At 73.0% G+C, this 16,599-nt stretch carries 16 protein-coding genes; 9 read left to right on the top strand and 7 right to left on the bottom strand.

Translation table 11 applies throughout. The features are described 5' to 3' along the window. Window positions 1-91: 91 nt before the first annotated feature. Window positions 92-1,966 (bottom strand): dihydroxy-acid dehydratase, encoded by a 1,875-nt coding sequence (ilvD, locus tag ACTHMF_RS07275; RefSeq protein WP_440316892.1) that lies wholly within the window; start codon window positions 1,964-1,966, stop codon window positions 92-94. A gap of 76 nt (window positions 1,967-2,042) precedes the next feature. On the opposite strand from ilvD, the gene ACTHMF_RS07270 reads away from it, so the two are divergent. Further along, window positions 2,043-2,837 carry a helix-turn-helix transcriptional regulator gene (locus tag ACTHMF_RS07270; RefSeq protein ID WP_440316891.1) on the top strand — a complete coding sequence of 265 codons (795 nt, stop codon included), beginning with the start codon at window positions 2,043-2,045 and terminating at the stop codon, window positions 2,835-2,837. A gap of 81 nt (window positions 2,838-2,918) precedes the next feature. Here ACTHMF_RS07270 and purQ read toward each other — a convergent pair whose 3' ends face one another. The 6 genes from purQ to ACTHMF_RS07240 all read right to left on the bottom strand — a co-directional run bounded on the left by purQ (window position 2,919) and on the right by ACTHMF_RS07240 (window position 8,049). Further along, complete coding sequence (gene purQ, locus ACTHMF_RS07265) at window positions 2,919-3,617, bottom strand: phosphoribosylformylglycinamidine synthase subunit PurQ (protein ID WP_314148028.1); 699 nt, start codon at window positions 3,615-3,617, stop codon at window positions 2,919-2,921. After that, window positions 3,617-3,874 carry a phosphoribosylformylglycinamidine synthase subunit PurS gene (gene purS, locus ACTHMF_RS07260; RefSeq protein ID WP_440316890.1) on the bottom strand — a complete coding sequence of 86 codons (258 nt, stop codon included), beginning with the start codon at window positions 3,872-3,874 and terminating at the stop codon, window positions 3,617-3,619. Before purS ends, purQ begins: the two co-directional genes overlap by 1 nt. A 14-nt stretch (window positions 3,875-3,888) precedes the next feature. After that, window positions 3,889-4,761 carry a PaaX family transcriptional regulator gene (locus tag ACTHMF_RS07255; protein WP_440316889.1) on the bottom strand — a complete coding sequence of 291 codons (873 nt, stop codon included), beginning with the start codon at window positions 4,759-4,761 and terminating at the stop codon, window positions 3,889-3,891. Then, window positions 4,754-6,046, bottom strand: coding sequence for a kynureninase (locus ACTHMF_RS07250; protein WP_440316888.1), 1,293 nt, complete (start codon window positions 6,044-6,046; stop codon window positions 4,754-4,756). The genes ACTHMF_RS07255 and ACTHMF_RS07250 overlap by 8 nt, the downstream gene beginning before the upstream one ends. Then, window positions 6,043-6,903: a tryptophan 2,3-dioxygenase gene (gene kynA / locus ACTHMF_RS07245; protein ID WP_440316887.1), complete on the bottom strand. Its 861-nt coding sequence runs from the start codon at window positions 6,901-6,903 to the stop codon at window positions 6,043-6,045. The genes ACTHMF_RS07250 and kynA overlap by 4 nt, the downstream gene beginning before the upstream one ends. Before the next feature lie 111 nt (window positions 6,904-7,014). Next, entirely contained in the window at window positions 7,015-8,049 is a 1,035-nt protein-coding gene (locus ACTHMF_RS07240; protein WP_440316886.1) for an amidohydrolase family protein, read from the bottom strand. A 162-nt stretch (window positions 8,050-8,211) separates the two neighbouring features. Between ACTHMF_RS07240 and ACTHMF_RS07235 the strand changes: the two genes are divergently transcribed. The 8 genes from ACTHMF_RS07235 to ACTHMF_RS07200 all read left to right on the top strand — a co-directional run bounded on the left by ACTHMF_RS07235 (window position 8,212) and on the right by ACTHMF_RS07200 (window position 16,433). Next, complete coding sequence (locus ACTHMF_RS07235) at window positions 8,212-9,141, top strand: phosphate/phosphite/phosphonate ABC transporter substrate-binding protein (RefSeq protein WP_440316885.1); 930 nt, start codon at window positions 8,212-8,214, stop codon at window positions 9,139-9,141. A 149-nt stretch (window positions 9,142-9,290) separates the two neighbouring features. Continuing rightward, on the top strand, window positions 9,291-10,157 hold the full coding sequence (phnC, locus tag ACTHMF_RS07230; RefSeq protein ID WP_314149557.1) for a phosphonate ABC transporter ATP-binding protein: 867 nt from the start codon (window positions 9,291-9,293) through the stop codon (window positions 10,155-10,157). Next, window positions 10,157-11,746, top strand: a complete 1,590-nt coding sequence (gene phnE, locus ACTHMF_RS07225) for a phosphonate ABC transporter, permease protein PhnE (protein WP_440316884.1) — start codon at window positions 10,157-10,159, stop codon at window positions 11,744-11,746. Before phnC ends, phnE begins: the two co-directional genes overlap by 1 nt. 20 nt (window positions 11,747-11,766) lie before the next feature. Next, entirely contained in the window at window positions 11,767-12,921 is a 1,155-nt protein-coding gene (locus ACTHMF_RS07220; protein WP_440316883.1) for a TIGR03364 family FAD-dependent oxidoreductase, read from the top strand. Window positions 12,922-12,985: 64 nt separating this feature from the next. Continuing rightward, window positions 12,986-13,849: a phosphonatase-like hydrolase gene (locus tag ACTHMF_RS07215; RefSeq protein ID WP_440316882.1), complete on the top strand. Its 864-nt coding sequence runs from the start codon at window positions 12,986-12,988 to the stop codon at window positions 13,847-13,849. Then, the gene (locus ACTHMF_RS07210) at window positions 13,846-15,009 is read left to right on the top strand and encodes an alcohol dehydrogenase catalytic domain-containing protein (RefSeq protein ID WP_440316881.1); all 1,164 of its coding nucleotides are present in this window, start codon (window positions 13,846-13,848) and stop codon (window positions 15,007-15,009) included. Before ACTHMF_RS07215 ends, ACTHMF_RS07210 begins: the two co-directional genes overlap by 4 nt. A 152-nt stretch (window positions 15,010-15,161) precedes the next feature. Then, window positions 15,162-15,776, top strand: a complete 615-nt coding sequence (locus ACTHMF_RS07205; RefSeq protein WP_440316880.1) for a TIGR00645 family protein — start codon at window positions 15,162-15,164, stop codon at window positions 15,774-15,776. A gap of 45 nt (window positions 15,777-15,821) precedes the next feature. Further along, a complete protein-coding gene (locus ACTHMF_RS07200) occupies window positions 15,822-16,433 on the top strand; it encodes a uracil-DNA glycosylase (RefSeq protein ID WP_440316878.1) in 612 nt (203 codons plus the stop codon). The last annotated feature ends 166 nt before the right edge of the window (window positions 16,434-16,599 follow it).

Here is a 16,599-nt window from a genome sequence, read left to right as displayed (position 1 = left end):
CCCCAAGGGGGCCCCCCCGCCCCCCCCCACACAAAACCCGGCGCGACTGGGGGCAACGCGCCCGGTTTTGCGTGTGCGGGGCGCCCTGCGGTCAGACGGTGGCGGTGGCGCGCGCGGGGACGGGGGTGAGCTGGTCGACGTCGCGGGCGGCGCCCTTGTCGGCGGACAGCGCGAGGGCGGCGTAGGCGCGCAGCGCGGCCGAGACCGGGCGGTCGCGGTCCACGGGGCGGTAGCCGGCGCCGGCCTCGAGCGCCTCGCGGCGGGCGTCCAGCACGGCGTCCGGCACCTCCAGGCGGATGGCACGGCTGTGCACGTCGATGCTGATGGTGTCGCCGTCCTCGACGAGGGCGATCAGGCCGCCGGCCGCCGCTTCCGGCGAGACGTGCCCGATCGACAGCCCGGAGGTGCCGCCGGAGAACCGGCCGTCGGTGATCAGCGCGCACTTCGCGCCGAGGCCGCGGCCCTTGAGGAACGAGGTCGGGTAGAGCATCTCCTGCATGCCGGGGCCGCCGCGCGGGCCCTCGTAGCGGATCACGACCACGTCGCCCTCCTTCACGCGCTTGCCGAGGATCGCCTCGACCGCCGCCTCCTGCGAGTCGACGACGACGGCGGGGCCGGAGAAGGTGAGGATGCTCTCGTCCACGCCCGCGGTCTTCACGACCGCGCCGTCCGGCGCCAGGTTGCCGCGCAGGATGGCGAGGCCGCCGTCCTTCGAATACGCGTGGGCGACATCCCGGATCACGCCCGTCTCGGCATCCAGGTCGAGCTCGTGCCAGCGCTCCGACTGCGAGAACGCGGACGACGAACGCACCCCGCCGGGAGCGGCGTGGAACAGCTCGATCGCCTCTGGCGTCGCCGAGCCGCCGCGGATGTCCCAGTCGGCGAGCCAGGACGCGAGGTCGGGCGCGTGGACGCTGTGGACGCCGCGGTCGAGCAGCCCCGCGCGGTCCAGCTCGCCGAGCAGCGCGGGGACGCCGCCCGCGCGGTGCACGTCCTCCACCAGCGCGGCGCCGTTCGGGGCGACCTTCGACAGGCACGGGACGCGGCGGGAGAGCGCGTCGATGTCGGCCAGGTCGTAGTCGATCCCGCCCTCGCGCGCCGCGGCGAGCAGGTGCAGGATCGTGTTCGTCGAGCCGCCCATCGCGATGTCGAGCGCCATCGCGTTGCCGAACGCGGCGCTGGTCGCGATCGAGCGCGGCAGCACGGATGCGTCGTCCTGGTCGTAGTAGCGGTGGGCGAGCTCCACGGCGGTCGCGCCCGCCTTCTCGTACAGTGCGCGGCGGGCGGTGTGGGTGGCGAGCGTCGAGCCGTTGCCGGGCAGCCCGAGGCCGAGCGCCTCCACGAGGAAGTTCATCGAGTTGGCGGTGAACATCCCCGAGCACGAGCCGCAGGTCGGGCAGGCGTTCTCCTCGATGCGCAGCAGGTCGGTGTCGCTGACGCTGTCGTTCGCCGAGTCCGCGATGGCGGAGATGAGGTCCAGCTTGCGGACCGTGCCGTCGACCAGGGTGGTGCGGCCGCCCTCCATCGGTCCGCCGGAGACGAACACGGTCGGGATGTTTAGGCGCAGCGCTGCCAGCAGCATCCCGGGCGTGATCTTGTCGCAGTTGGAGACGCACACCAGCACGTCGGCGCAGTGCGCGTTGACCATGTACTCGACCGAGTCGGCGATCAGCTCGCGCGAGGGCAGCGAGTACAGCATCCCGCCGTGGCCCATCGCGATGCCGTCGTCGACGGCGATGGTGTTGAACTCGCGCGGGATGCCGCCCGCCTCCTGCACGGCGGCGGAGACGATGCGGCCGACGGGCTGCAGGTGGGTGTGACCGGGGACGAACTCGGTGAAGCTGTTCGCGACGGCGACGATCGGCTTTCCGAAGTCCTCGCGGGCGACGCCGGCGGCGCGCAGCAGTGCGCGGGCGCCCGCCATGTTGCGGCCGTGGGTGACAGTGCGGGAGCGGAGCTGGGGCATGCTCCCATGCTGGGTGTGTGCGCGGGGGCGCGGAAGGCGGCGCTGATACTAGTACTGAGAGCACTAGTATCGTCGCGTGACCGATGCCGACGACCGTCGCCGCGAGCTGGGCCGGTTCCTGCGCGCCAGGCGCGAGCAGGCGCCGCGCGCCGAGTACGGGCTGCCGCCGGTCGGGCGCACGCGCGACACGGGCCTGCGCCGAGAGGAGATCGCCTACCTGTCCGGTGTCAGCGTCACCTGGTACACCTGGCTGGAGCAGGGCCGCCCGATCAACCCGTCGCGCTCGGTGCTGGATGCGGTCGCCCGAACCCTGCGGCTCTCGTCTCCCGAGCACGAGTACCTGCTGTCCCTGGCCGGGTTCGGGCTTGCGCCGCCGGCGACGACGGTGGCGGTCGAGGATGCGCCCCCGCACCTGCAGCGCCTGCTGGACGCGCTCGACCCGAACCCCGCGTTCGCGCTCGCGCCGGACTGGGGCATCGTCGGCTGGAACCGGGGCTACGCCGACCTGTACCCGCGGGTGGCTGTCGTCCCGCGCGCGGAGCGGAACCTGCTCTGGCTGGTCTACACCGACCCGGCGGTGCGGGAGCTGCTCCCGGACTGGGAGGAGACGAGCGGGCGGTTCCTGGCGGAGTTCCGGGCGGAGACGGGTCCGCGATCGGGCGACGCCGCGGTGCGCGCGCTCGTGGAGCGGCTGCGCGGGGCCAGCCCGGAGTTCGCGCTCGCGTGGGAGCGCTACGACATCGGCGGGTTCGAGTCCAGGGAACGGCGCTTCCACCATCCCCGCGACGGCGACGTGCGCCTGGAGCACCACCAGCTCACCCCCGCCGACCGCCCCGACCTCCGCATCATCGCCTACACCCGCCTCCCGTGACCGGCTCCCTCGGCGAGTGGTGAGTCGTTGCGCCGACACGCCGGCGCCAAGCAGCAACGAGTCACCACTCGACGGGACGCGCTACGCGGCGACGAGGGTGGAGCGGATGACGGACGTGAAGAAGGTGAGTCCGTCCACGCCCGAGCGCATCGCGGCGGAGGTGTCCGGTCCGAAGCCCGGCTCCACGGCGTGCTCGGGGTGCGGCATCAGGCCGACGACGTTGCCGCGCTCGTTGCGCACGCCGGCGATGTCGTTGAGCGAGCCGTTCGGGTTGACGTCCTTGTAGCGGAACGTGACCAGGCCCTCGCCCTCGAGCCGCTTCAGCTCCTCGGCCGAGGCGATGAAGCCGCCCTCGCCGTTCTTCAGCGGGATGACGATCTCCTGGCCCTGCTCGAAGCCGTTCGTCCACGGCGTGTCCGCGTTCTCCACGATCAGGTGCTGGTCGCGGCGGATGAAGGTGCCGTGGTCGTTGCGGATCAGGCCGCCGGCGACGAGGTGCGCCTCGGCGAGCATCTGAAAGCCGTTGCAGATGCCGAGCACCGGCATCCCCTTGCCCGCCGCGTCCACGACCTCGGTCATGATCGGCGAGAGGCTCGCGATCGCGCCGCAGCGCAGGTAGTCGCCGTAGCTGAAGCCGCCGGGCAGCACCAGGGCGTCGACGCCCTGCAGGTCGTGGTCGCCGTGCCAGAGCGCGACCGGCTCGGCGCCCGCGATGCGGACGGCGCGCAGCGCGTCCCTGTCGTCCAGGGAGCCGGGGAAGGTGATGACGCCGACGCGCATCACTCGGCCTCGTCCGGGTAGTGGATGCCGACGACGTCCTCGATGACCGAGTTCGACAGGATCTCGGCGGCGATCTCCTCGACCGCGGCGCGCGTGGCGTCGTCGATCGGGCCGTCCACGGTGAGCTCGAAGCGCTTGCCGACGCGGACGTCGGAGAACCGGCCCTTGCCGGTGCGTGCGAGCGCCCCGGCGACGGCCTTCCCCGGGGGGTCGAGCAGCTCCGCCTTGGGCATGACTTCAACAACGATCGTCGACAAAGGGTGATCTCCGCTCATTCGCGCATGGGGGACGCCACCGATTCTACCGTGGGGCCGGGCAGTGGATGGCCGCCGGCCGCCGAGCGGGCGGCGTAGCCGACCGCGGGCTCCTGCAGCGCATCCCGCAGGCGCGCGAAGAGGGCGCGGGACGCGGCGCCGGGCCAGTCGTCCGGCAGCCCGGCGGCCGGGAGGCCGGGGTCGCGGTAGGGGATCACGCGCCACTCGTCGAGCACGCGCACCCAGAGCGCGAACGCGTCGCGGGGGTCCGCGGGGAGGCGGGATGCCGCCGGCGCGAACCGGTCGAGGAACGTCTCGTGGACGGCGCGGATGCCGTCCAGGTCGTACCAGCGGGAGAGGCCCGCCCGGAGCTCGGCGGCCGGCCGCGCTCCGACGAACAGCTCCGCCCCGAACTCCCGCACGGACTCGGCCAGCTCCGGTTCGAGGGAGGCCGGGCCGATCCACAGGCCGTCAGCGACCGTGCCGCAGCCGAGCGCCGCGAGCCTCGTGCGCAGCTGGTGCCTGCGCGAGCGCTGGTGCTCGGGGAACGAGAACGAGACCAGGCACCAGCGGTCGGCGTCGGCGGCGGTGCGCTGGCCGAAGATCCGGAGGTCGCCGCGCTCCAGCATGGGGACGGCGGCCGGGTCGAGCGCGTAGCCGGCGACACCGTCCCGCGGCTCCCTGACCAGCACGCCGCGCGCGCAGAGCCGGGCGAGACTCGACCGCGCCGTCGCGGCGGGGACGTCGAGCGCGGACATCAGCGCGACCGCGCCCGCCGCGCTCATCCAGCCGCCGATCGGCCGGAGCACCGCCCCGACCACCGTGCGCAGCAGGGCGGTCGCGGAGCCGCTGCGCGCCTCCAGGTCCTCCCGGCGGGCGGCTTCAGTCATGCGTGAGCTCGCCGAGCACGTCCCGCACCGCGGTCATGCCCAGCCGGACCTCGTCGAACGAGGTGCTGAACGGCGAGAGGCCGATGCGCAGGCCGTCCGGGTCGCGGTAGTCGGGGATGACATCGCGCTCCCAGAGCCGCTGCGTCACCTCGCGCATGGCCGGGTGGTTCACGGTCACGTGGCCGCCGCGGCGCTCCGGGTCGCGCGGGCTTGCGATCGCCGCGCCGAGCGGGCCGAGCCACGCGTCGGCGAGTGCGACGGCGAACTCGGTGAGCCGCACCGACTTGGCCCGCACCGCGGCGATCCCCGCCTCCTCGATCATGGCGATCGTGTCCTGCATGGCGAGCATCCCGACTACCGGAGGGGTCCCGGAGAGGAACCGGCGCACGCCGTCCGCCGGTTCGTACTCCGGGCCCATCAGGAACACGTCGCGCACGCCCATCCAGCCCTGGATGGGCTGGCTGAGCCGGCCCGCGAGCCGCGCGTACACGCCGCCGAACGCGGGCGCGCCCGGCCCGCCGTTCAGGTACGTGTAGGTGCAGCCGGCGGCCAGGTCGACGTCCCAGGCGTCGAGCTCGACCGGCACGGAGCCGGCCGAGTGGCACAGGTCCCAGAGCACCAGGGCGCCGGCGTCGTGCGCGATGCGCGTGATGAGGGCGGCGTCGGCGAGGTAGCCGGACCGGTAGGCGACGTGGCTGAGCACGACGAGCGCGGTGCGCGGGCCGACGACGGCGGCCACCTGCTCCGGGGTGACGCCCGCCTCGCTGTCCGCCTCGATCCAGACCAGGCGCAGGCCGCGCTCCCGCGCGATGCCGTCGAGCAGGTAGCGGTCGGTGGGGAAGTTGTCGGTGTCGAGGACGATCTCGCTGCGCTCGGGCAGGGAGTCGACGGCCGCGCGGGCGAGCTTGTACAGGACCACGGTGGTGGAGTCGGCGATGAATGTCTGGCCGGGGGCCGCCCCGAGCGCGGTGCGGCCGAGCGCGTCACCGATCGTGAACGGCAGCTCCATCCACTCCTCGTCCCAGCCGCGGATCAGGCGGCCGCCCCACGACTCGACGAGGAAGCGCTGGATGCGCTCGACGCTCGCGAGCGTCGGCCGGCCGAGGGAATTGCCGTCGAAGTAGGCGGCGACGGACGGGGTGGGCGCGTCGACGCCGACGAAGCGGGCGCGGTAGCCGGCGAGCGGGTCGGCGGCGTCGAGGCGGCGGGCGGTCTCCTCGGCGTCGAAAGGCTCGGACGTCTCGGTGCCGAACGCGGCGCCGATCGGCTCGGTCTCGTCGGTCATGCGGGTGCTCCGATCTCGGTGCGGACGGCGAACAGCTCGGGGAAGAAGGTGAGGTCGAGCGCCTTCTGCAGGAACGAGACGCCGGTCGAACCCCCGGTGCCCGTCTTCATCCCGATGGTGCGCTGGACGGTCTTGAGGTGGCGGAACCGCCAGAGCTGGAAGTTGTCCTCCAGGTCGACCAGCTCCTCGCAGGCCTCGTACTCGCTCCAGTGCTCCGCGGCGTTCCGGTAGATGGCGAGGAACACCGGCACCAGCTCTGGCGTGAAGACGTGCGCCTCCGTCACGTCGCGGTCGAGCACGGACGCCGGGACGGGGTGGCCGGACCTGGCCAGGTAGCGCAGGAACTCGTCGTAGACGCTCGGCGCGTCCAGCAGCTCCTGCAGCATGGCGTGCGCGGCCGGGTCGTCGCGGAACACCGACAGCATCCGCCGGTTCTTGTTGCCGAGCACGAACTCCACCGCGCGGTACTGGTACGACTGGAAGCCGGACGAGTTGCCGAGGAAGCCGCGGAACTCCGCGTACTCGGTCGGGGTCAGGGTCGCCAGGACGGACCACTGCTCGGTCAGCGTCTTCTGGATGTGCTTGACGCGGGCGATGCGCTTGAGCGCGGGCTGCAGCGCGTCGGCGCGCAGCAGGTCGCGCGCGGACTCCAGCTCGTGCAGCACGAGCTTGAGCCAGAGCTCGGTGGTCTGGTGCTGGATGATGAACAGCAGCTCGTCGTGGTGCTCCGGCGTACTGACCGGCTTCTGCGCGCTGAGCAGCGTGCCCAGATCGAGATAGGACCCGTACGACATCCGTTCGCGGAAGTCGGTGACGATGTCGGGGTCGAACTCGCGCGTATTGTCGTCGACGCTCATATTGCAATTCTCCGCCGCCCGTCACCCCAGTGCAACACCCGCGCAACCGTCGAGTACGCGGATTATCTGCGTACTCGGCCGTTTCGGCCCCACTTTCTGCGTACTCGGGGGTTAGAGGGTGCGGGGGAGGTGGTGGGCTCGGGCGGTGGCGAGCCAGGCGGGGAGGGCGGCGGGGTCGGCGGGCGGCGGGGTGGGGAGCCAGGCGCAGCGCGGGCCGATGGTGTCGTGGCGCTCGGCGCCGGCGATGCTGCGCACGAGGTCGTCGCCGGTGAGACCGGCATCGTGGAGCAGCGTCAGCTCGCGCTCGTCCACGCCGGGAGGCAGCGCGCCGTTGCCCTGGTCGGTGCCGTACAGGATGCGGCCGCCCGCGGCCACGAACCTGCGGGCGTTGTCGAACGCGAACCGGTGCTCGCGCGTCGAGCGGTCGCCCCAGCCGTTGATGTCGAGCGTGGACACCCACGTCATCCCGGCCTCGACCGAGCGGGCGATCACGTCGTCCGGCACGCGCTCGGCGAACGGGGTGTGCGCGAGCTGGTCGACGCCGGCGGCCAGGGCGCGGGCGGCCTGGCCGGCACCCTGCGCGTGGCAGGCGACCGGGACGCCCGCCGCGTGCGCCTCCGCGACGATCGCCCGCAGCGTCGCATCGTCGACGGTCGGGCCGGCGTCGGTGTTCAGGGTCACCTTGATCCGGGAGGCTCCGACGGCCAGCTGCGCGCGGACGGCCGCGCGCGCCTCCGCGGCGTCGCGCACCTGAACCGCGGCCCCGGCGGGCGCCCACGCCGCGCGCGCCGGGTAGCCGCCCGGCGCGGTGAGGAACCCGCCCGCGATGGCCACCTCTGGTCCGCTGTCGCGGAACGCGGCGGCCCAGGCGGCGGCGACGGCGGGGATCCAGCCGAGGTCGATCACGTGCGTGAGGCCGCCGGCGAACAGTGCGGCGCCGTCCACGAGGCCGAGGTGGACGTGGTGGTCGGTGAGCGACGGGATGAGCGTCCCGCCGAGGTGGCGCGCCGGGGCCGCGCCCGACGCCGCCGGCGCCGGGCGCAGGCGGTCGCCGTCGCGCTCCAGCCGCGTCGGACCGTCGAAACCCGTGCCGGTCCACAGCGCGTCGACGAGGATCGGCTCCTGCCGTTCACCTGCAGCGGTCATCCACCGAGTCTGCCCGGGGAGGCGGGGGAGCGCCAACCGTTCACGACCGCGTCACCGGCGGTTGCCCGTCCGGTCGCCTGGCGCCCCTAGCGTTCCCGACGGAACACAGCAGCCGCCGGGCACCGGCGTGCGCACACCTCACCAGGAAGGTCCCGAACTCCCATGAAACTGTCCATCACCAAGACGCTCGCGGTCGGCGCCGCGCTCGTCCTCTCGCTCGGCCTCGCCGCGTGCAGCGGCTCCGCGGGCGCCTCGTCCACCGACGGCGCGACGGACGCCGGGACCTTCGCCAAGGACTCGAGCACGCTCGTCTTCGGCGTCGTCCCGGACACGGTGAACACGCAGTCGAACTACCAGCCGATCGCCGACTACATCGCGAAGATCACCGGCAAGAAGGTCGAGTACCGCGAGTCCAGCGACTACACCGCGCTCATCCAGGCCGCCATCGCCGGCCAGATCGACGTCGCCAGCTTCTCCGGATTCACCTACGTGACCGCCACCAACGGCGGCGCGAAGATCACGCCGTTCGCCTCCATCGTCACCAAGGAGGGGCAGAAGCCCGGCTACTACTCCGAGGCGATCGTCCCGGCGAACTCGTCCATCTCGTCCATCGACGACTTCAAGGGCAAGAAGGTCTGCTTCGTCGACCCGAGCTCCACCTCGGGCTACCTGTTCCCGACCTACAACCTGATCAAGGCCGGCATCGACCCCGAGAAGGACATCACGCCGGTGTTCGCGGGCAAGCACGACGCCTCCGCGCTCAAGGTGTCGCAGGGCGCCGAGTGCCAGGCGGGCTTCGCAGAGGACTCCGCGGTGGACGCCCAGTCCGGCCTCAAGGTCGTCGCCAAGACGATGGTCCCCGGCGCGCCGATGGTGTTCTCGAACACCCTCCCGGACGAGATCAAGAAGGACCTCTCCGACAAGCTGTCGAGCGTGACGATCGACGACATCCAGAAGGCGGGCATCAAGAACGCCGACTCGGACGGCTTCAAGGCGACGTTCTACGCGTTCAGCCCGGTCGACGACGCGTACTACGACCAGATCCGCGACATCTGCAAGGTCACCAAGGCCGCGCAGTGCGAGGCGAAGTAACCGAGCACCTCCCCGGAACCGCCCGCCCCCGCCGGGGGGGGGCGGTTCCGCGTTCGGCGGGGGATGTGCGCGCGGGTGTTGCCGGGCGTTCACCGGGGCGTAACCCGGGCGTCGCGGTGGCGTCGTCACGGGCTCCTAGCCTGAGCGGCATGGCTGGGAAGGCGCGCGCCGTCGAGGTGTCGGGGATGACGAAGCGGTTCGGAGAGACGACCGCGCTGGACGACGTGACCCTGTCCGTCGACCGGGGGGAGATCGTGGTCCTTCTGGGGCTCTCCGGCTCCGGCAAGTCCACCCTGCTGCGGCACCTCGACGGGCTCGAGCTGCCGACCACGGGCGACGTGCGCGTGCTCGGCCAGTCCGTCCCCGGCCTGAAGGGCAGGGGGCTGCGCGCGCTCCGGTCCCGGGTCGGTTTCATCTTCCAGCAGTTCGAGCTGGTCGGCCCGCTGACCGTGCTCGAGAACGTGCTGACCGGGTCCCTCGCGACGCTCCGCGGCCCGCGCCTCGGCGTCTTCAGCTACCCGGGCGCGCTGCGCCGCCGCGCGCTCGCGCACCTGGAGCGCGTCGGCCTCGCCGACAAGGCCTACCAGCGTGCAGACACCCTCTCCGGCGGCCAGCAGCAGCGCGTCGCCATCGCCCGCGCGCTCATGCAGGAGCCGGAGGTGCTCCTGGCGGACGAGCCGGTCGCCTCCCTCGACCCGGAGTCGAGCGAGACGGTGATGTCGCTCATCCGCGAGATCGCGCTCGACGACGGGCTCACCGTCATCTGCAGCCTGCACCAGGTGGACCTGGCGCTCGGCTGGGGCGACCGGATCGTGGGCCTGCGGCACGGCAGCGTCGTGCTCGACACCCCGACCGCCGGCCTCGACAAGGCGCAGGTCATGGAGATCTACGGCCGCGTCGCCGTCACGACGCAGGAGCTCGCGGCCATCGAGACCGAGCTGGGCGCCGGCGAGGACGCCGCGGACGAGCGCGAGCTGGCGCAGGCCGTGGTCTCCGAGCAGAGCACCGCCCGCTGATGGTCACGATCCCCCTCGCGACGCGGGCACCCGCCCGGCGTCCTCGTCCCTCCGCCTCCCGCACCGCGGCGGTGATCGTCCTCGTCGCGCTGCTGGCGACCGGCATCGCCGCCTTCCCCGTCCTCGGCGTGAGCTTCGAGACCGTGGCGCGATCGCTGCCGCACGCCGAGGCGTTCCTGGAGCGCGTCGTCCCGCTGCGCTTCCCGCCGCCCGAGGTGCTCTGGCCGGCCATCGGTCAGACGCTCGGGATGGTCGTGCTCGGCACGCTCCTGGCCGCGCTGCTCTCGGTGCCGGTCGCGTACATCGCCGCCGCGAACACCACCCCGCACCGCAGCCTGCAGTGGATCGGCCGCTTCCTCACCGTCGCCACCCGCTCCCTGCCGGACGTGGTGCTCGCGATGGTCTTCGCCGTGCTGTTCAGCCTCGGCACCCTCCCCGGCATCCTCGCCATCGGCATCCACTCGATCGGGATGATCTCGAAGCTCTTCGCCGACGCCATCGAGCAGATCGACGAGGGCCCGCGCCAGGCGATCCGGGCGGCGGGCGGCAGCCGCGCGCAGGAGTTCTTCTCCGGCGTGCTGCCGCAGGTGGCCCCGAGCTGGGTGGCGACCGTGCTGCACCGCAACGACATCAACCTGCGCGGCTCGATCATCCTCGGCTACGTCGGCGTCGCCGGCCTCGGCTACGAGATGTGGAAGGCGCTGGCGACCCTCGACTACCGCACCGCGATGGCGCTCGCCGTCGTGATGTTCGCGCTGTGCGTCGTGATGGAGGTCGTCTCCTCCGTCATCCGCCGCGGGATGCTCGGCGGCGGTACGCCCCGGACGCTCACCCAGCGCCGCGTGCGCAACACCGTGACCGCCGTGCTCGTCGCCGCGGTGATCCTCGGCGCGTTCTGGGTGGCGCAGATCCACTGGGCCGACTTCCTGACCTTCTGGCGCAACCTGCCGCTGATCCGGTTCTGGCCGCCGACGTTCGAGCCGTACACGGTCGAGCAGATCGCCGTCGCGATGCGCGACACGGTGCTGATCGCGCTCGCGGCGACCGTGGTCAGCCTGCTGTTCTCGCTGGTGCTCGGCTCGTTCGCGGCGCGCAACGTCGCGCCGGGACCGGTGACCCGCGGCACCTTCCGCACGCTGCTGGTCGCGATCCGCGGCGTCCCGGAGCTGGTGCTCGCGATCGTCCTCATCATCATCACCGGGCTCGGCCCGACGGCGGCCGTGTTCGCGCTCGCGTTCGGCGGGATCGGGCTGCTCGGCAAGCTGTTCGCCGACTCCATCGAGGAGGTGCCCGCCGGTCCGCAGCGCGCGCTGACGGCGGTCGGCGCCCGGCGGCTCCAGGTGTATTCGTCCGCGACCGTCCCGCCGAGCGTCCCCGCGTTCGTCGGCCACAGCTTCTACCTGTTCGACTCCAACATCCGCGCGGCGACCGTGCTCGGCGTCGTCGGCAGCGGCGGGATCGGCTTCTACCTGAACAACGCGGCGCGCGTCTCCGCGTGGAACGAGGTGTTCGCGTTCGTCCTCGTGATCATGGCGACGGTGTTCGTCGTCGAGGGCATCGCGGTCTGGATGCGGAAGGCGCTGCGCTGAGGCGCGGACGGGAGGCAGGGATGGGCAGGCACTACGACCTCGCGATCGTCGGCGGGGGCATCGTCGGGCTCGGGCACGCCGTCGCGGCGCTGCGCCGGGGCCTCACCGTCGCCGTCGTGGACCGCGCGTCCGGCGTCAACGGCGCGTCCATCCGCAACTTCGGGCACCTGTGCATCACCGGCCAGGAGGGCGAGGCGCGCGCCTACGCCGAGCTGGCGAGGGAGCTGTGGCTGACGCTCGCCCCGGAGGCCGGCTTCTGGCTGCGCGAGACCGGGACGGTCGTCGTCGCGCAGGCGCAGGACGAGCTGGCCGTGCTGGAGGAGTTCCGCGACCGCCGCGGCGGCCAGGACGTGCGGATGCTGACGGCGGCGGAGCTGCGCGAGCGCATCCCGGTCGCCGACGGCGCCGGCATCGGCGGCGCGCTGCTGCCGGCCGACCTGCAGGTGGACCCTCGGGAGGCCGCCGCGGCCATCGCGCGCTGGCTCGACGCGCACGGCGTCGACTTCTACTGGCAGACCACCGTGACCGGGGTCGAGACCGGCCGGGTGCACACCTCGCGCGGCCGGCTCTCCGCCGACGCGGTCGTCGTCGCCGTGAATCACGACGTCGACCAGCTGTTCCCCGGGATCGCCGAGGCGCACGGCATCCAGCGCTGCGGCCTCGACATGATGCTGGTGGACGCGGAGCTCGACCGCACGCTGTCGGCTCCTGTGCTCACCGGCTGGTCGCTCACGCGGTACGCGGGCTTTGCGCACACGCCGAGCGCCGGCGCCCTGCGCGCCCGGCTCGCGGAGGAGCGGCCGGAGCTCGCCGCTCTCGATGTGAACCAGATGTACACGCAGCGCCCGGACGGCACGCTGATCGTCGGGGACACCCACTACCGCGGCGACGACGTGCCGCCGTTCCAGCAGGAGCGGGCGTTCGAGCTGCTGCTGGAGCGGGCGACGGAGCTGTTCGGCGCCCGGCTGCGGGTGCGCGAGCGCTGGCAGGGCGTCTACGCGTCCGCGCCCGACGAGTTCCTGGTCGCGTCGCCCGCGCCGTCCGTGCGCGTCGTCTCGGTGACCACCGGCATCGGCATGACGACCGGCCTCGGCCTCGCCGACCGCGTCGTCGACGAGCTGTTCTCGGCCGCCCCAGGCGTGCTGACCGCCGCGGGGAACGCCCGCTCCCGTTGACCTCCCGCCGGTCCGGCGCATCCCGGGCCGGCATCCACCACCGCACCGACAGAAAGGCACCACGATGACCCCCGACGGTCTCATCACGAGCGAGTTCGACGACACGGCCATCCTCGAGGAGCAGGAGCCGGGCGACGCCGAGCTCGCCGACCTGGAGCTCGTCGTGCTCGACATGGCGGGCACGACCGTCGTCGACGACGGGCTCGTGGAGCGCGCGTTCGAGCGCGCGGCGGAGGCGGCGGGGATCGCCGAGACGCCGGACGACCTGGTGCGCGCCCTCGACTACGTGCGCGAGACGATGGGCCAGTCGAAGATCACGGTGTTCCGCGCGCTGACCGGGGACGAGGACCAGGCGCAGCACGCCAACGCGGTGTTCGAGTCCGCCTACGCGGAGCTCACGGCGGACGAGGGGCTGCGCGCGGTCCCGGGGGCCGAGCGGCTGATCCGGCGGCTGCGCGAGGACGGCGTGAAGGTCGTCCTGACCACCGGCTTCTCACGCGCGACCCAGGACGCCGTCCTCGACGCCCTGGGCTGGCGCGACATCGCCGACCTCACGCTGAGCCCGGCCGACGCCGGCCGCGGACGTCCGTTCCCCGACCTGCCGCTCACCGCGCTGCTGCGCACCGGGGGCACCAGCGTGGACGGCATGGTCGTCGTGGGCGACACCGCGAGCGACATCGCCTCCGGCCTGGCCGCGGGCGCCGGGCTCGTGGTCGGCGTGCTGACCGGCGCGCACGACGAGGAGACACTGACCGACGCCGGCGCGGACGCGGTGGTCGAGAGCGTCGCCGACCTCGCCGCCCTGCTCGGGCTGGACGACCTGGAGGAGGACGACGACCTCGACGACGAGCTCGACGACCTGGACGAGCTGGACGGCGAGGCCGAGGCGCAGGCCGGTCGCGGCCCGGAGGGGCAGAGCGGCCGGTGACGATCAAGGCGGTGACCCCGCGCGTCGTCGAGCCGCCGGCGAGCCTGGGGATGGGGGTGAGCGTCTACCCGTCGGCGACGGCGATGGTCTGGCAGGGCGAGGGGCACCCGCACGAGGCGGTCGCCGTCCCCGGCGTCCGGCTCGCCCCGGGGGACGCGCTGGTCGCGATCGAGCTCGCGACGGTGTGCGGCTCCGACGTGCACACCGTGCTCGGTCACCGCTCCGCGCCGACGCCGCTCGTGCTCGGCCACGAGCAGGTCGGCCGGGTCATCGCGCTCGGCCGCGGCGGGGCGAAGACGACGGACGGGCGCCGCGTCTCGATCGGCGAGCGGGTGGTCTGGTCGGTCGCTGTGCCCTGCGGCCGCTGCGCGCGCTGCCGGCGCGGGCTGCCGCAGAAGTGCCTGAACCTGCAGAAGTACGGGCATGAGCGGATGCGGCGCGGCTGGGAGCTGTCCGGCGGGTTCGCGACGCACACGCACATCCTGGACGGGACGCCGATGGTGGCCGTCCCGGACGACCTGCCGGCGGAGATCCTCGCCCCCGCGTCCTGCTCGACGGCGACCGTCGCCGCCGCGCTGGAGGCGGCGTCGGCGATCGTCCCGCTCGACGGCGCGCTGGTGCTGATCGCGGGAGCGGGGATGCTCGGGCTGACCGCCGCCGCGATGGCGACCGAGGCCGGGGCGCGCGTCGTCGTCACCGATCCGGTCCCGGAGCGCCGGCAGGCCGCGCGCGCGTTCGGCGCCGTCGCGGTCGCCGACCCGCGGGCCGCCGCCGACTCGCGGACCGGCCTCGCGACCGCGCTGAACCGCGCGGGCGGGCGCGCGTCCTCGCCAACGATCGCGCTGGAGCTGAGCGGCGCATCGTCCGCGGTCCGCTCGCTGCTGGCGGCGGTCGACGTCGGTGGCGTGCTGGTGCTGGTCGGCTCGGTCTCGCCCGGCCCCGAGCTGTCGGTGATGCCGGAGCAGCTGGTCCGCCGGCTGCTCACGATCCGCGGCGTGCACAACTACGCGCCGCGGCACCTGGAGCAGGCGGTGCGGTTCCTCACCGAGGCGGGTGCGAAGTACCCGTTCGCCGAGCAGGTGGGCGCGGAGTTCCCGCTCGCCCAGGTGGATGCGGCGCTCGCCTGCACCACCCACCCCCGGGTGGCCGTGCGCCCCTGACGCTCCCGACTGTCCCCGTCCGGTAGCTGTGCACCCTGCTCGCGCAGGGGCGGGCGTACCGGACGGTCACAGTCGGTGACCAGCGGTGCTTCCTGAGGGTTTTCACATGTTCGCGCTTTTATTCTGAGAGCCCGAAACCCGTGAGGACCCCCGTGATCGAGACCCCGACCGCCCCGACCACCGACGCCGGACCGCAGCGCAGGCAGAGCCCCGCCAGCCGCACGATCGGCTCCTTCATCTTCTTCAGCCGCTGGCTGCAGGCCCCGCTCTACCTCGGGCTGATCGTCGCCCAGCTGGTCTACGTGTGGGTGTTCATGGTCGAGCTCTGGCATCTCGCGGAGGAGGTGCTGATCGAGGGGCACATCAGCGAGGCGGACGTGATGCTCGCCGTGCTCGGGCTGATCGACGTCGTGATGATCGCGAACCTGCTGATCATGGTCATCATCGGCGGCTACGAGACGTTCGTCTCGCGCGTGAACGTGGAGGGGCATCCCGACCAGCCGGAGTGGCTGTCGCACGTGAACGCGAACGTGCTCAAGGTGAAGCTCGCGATGGCGATCATCGGCATCTCGTCCATCCACCTGCTCAAGACGTTCATCGCGGTCGGCGACATCGGCACCGCGGGCGGGGGAGCGCTCGGCAGCGAGAAGTACACCTCGGAGGGCGTGTTCTGGCAGGTGGTCATCCACTGCGTGTTCATCCTCTCGGCCGTGGCGCTCGCGGCGATCGACCGGATGTCCAAGACCAAGGCGGTCGAGGCGCACTGACGGGGCCGACTGACGGGCCCGCGGGGTCCGTGGCACTGTAGGGGCATGGCCGCCGACCCGCTCGAACGCTTCTTCCGGATGCTCCGCGAGGTGCCCGTCCCTCCCGACGCAGAGGCGCTGTACGGCGACGACGCGGAGGGCAGGCGGCGGGAGCGGAACCTGCGCCGCTACCTCGCGATGCCGCACGCATCCGTGCTGCTGCTCGGCGAGGCGCCGGGCTGGCGCGGGATGACGATCACCGGCGTCCCGTTCGTGTCGCCGCGGGAGGCGGAGGCGGCCGTGGTGCCGGGACTTGAGCTGCCCGAGCACCCGCAGGCGCCGTGGGAGGCGTCGAGCCGGGTGGTCTGGGCGGCGCTGCGGGACTGGCGCGGACCGATCCCGCTGTCCTGGCCGGTGTATCCGCTGCATCCGTTCGTGGCGGGCGACCCGCGCAGCAACCGCACGCCGCGCCCGGCGGAGGTGCGGGCCGGCGCCCCGGTGGCGCTGGAGCTGATCGACGCGCTCGGCATCGAGACCGTGGTGGCGGTGGGCAGGAAGGCGCAGGGCGCGATCGCCGCCGCAGGCCTGGAGGCGCCCGCCATCCGCCACCCCGCTCAGGGCGGCGCCGCCCTCTTCACCCAGCAGCTCCTCGCCCTCAACACCTCCCTCTCCCTCTAAGCAGCCGAGTACGCAGGAAGTGCGGCCGAAACGGCCGAGTACGCACATAATATGCGTTCACGGGTGGTGGTTACGGGGTGTCCGTGGCGATTCGCTCGGCGGCGTTTGAGACGTGGTCGGCCCTGGCGGCCTCGGCGCGGTCGCGGGCGCCGGAGGCGAGGGGGTC

The organism is Leifsonia sp., assembly GCF_051955155.1.
In the GTDB taxonomy this organism is placed as follows: Bacteria; Actinomycetota; Actinomycetes; order Actinomycetales; family Microbacteriaceae; genus Leifsonia.
This window is presented reverse-complemented; position numbering and strand designations above follow the sequence as displayed.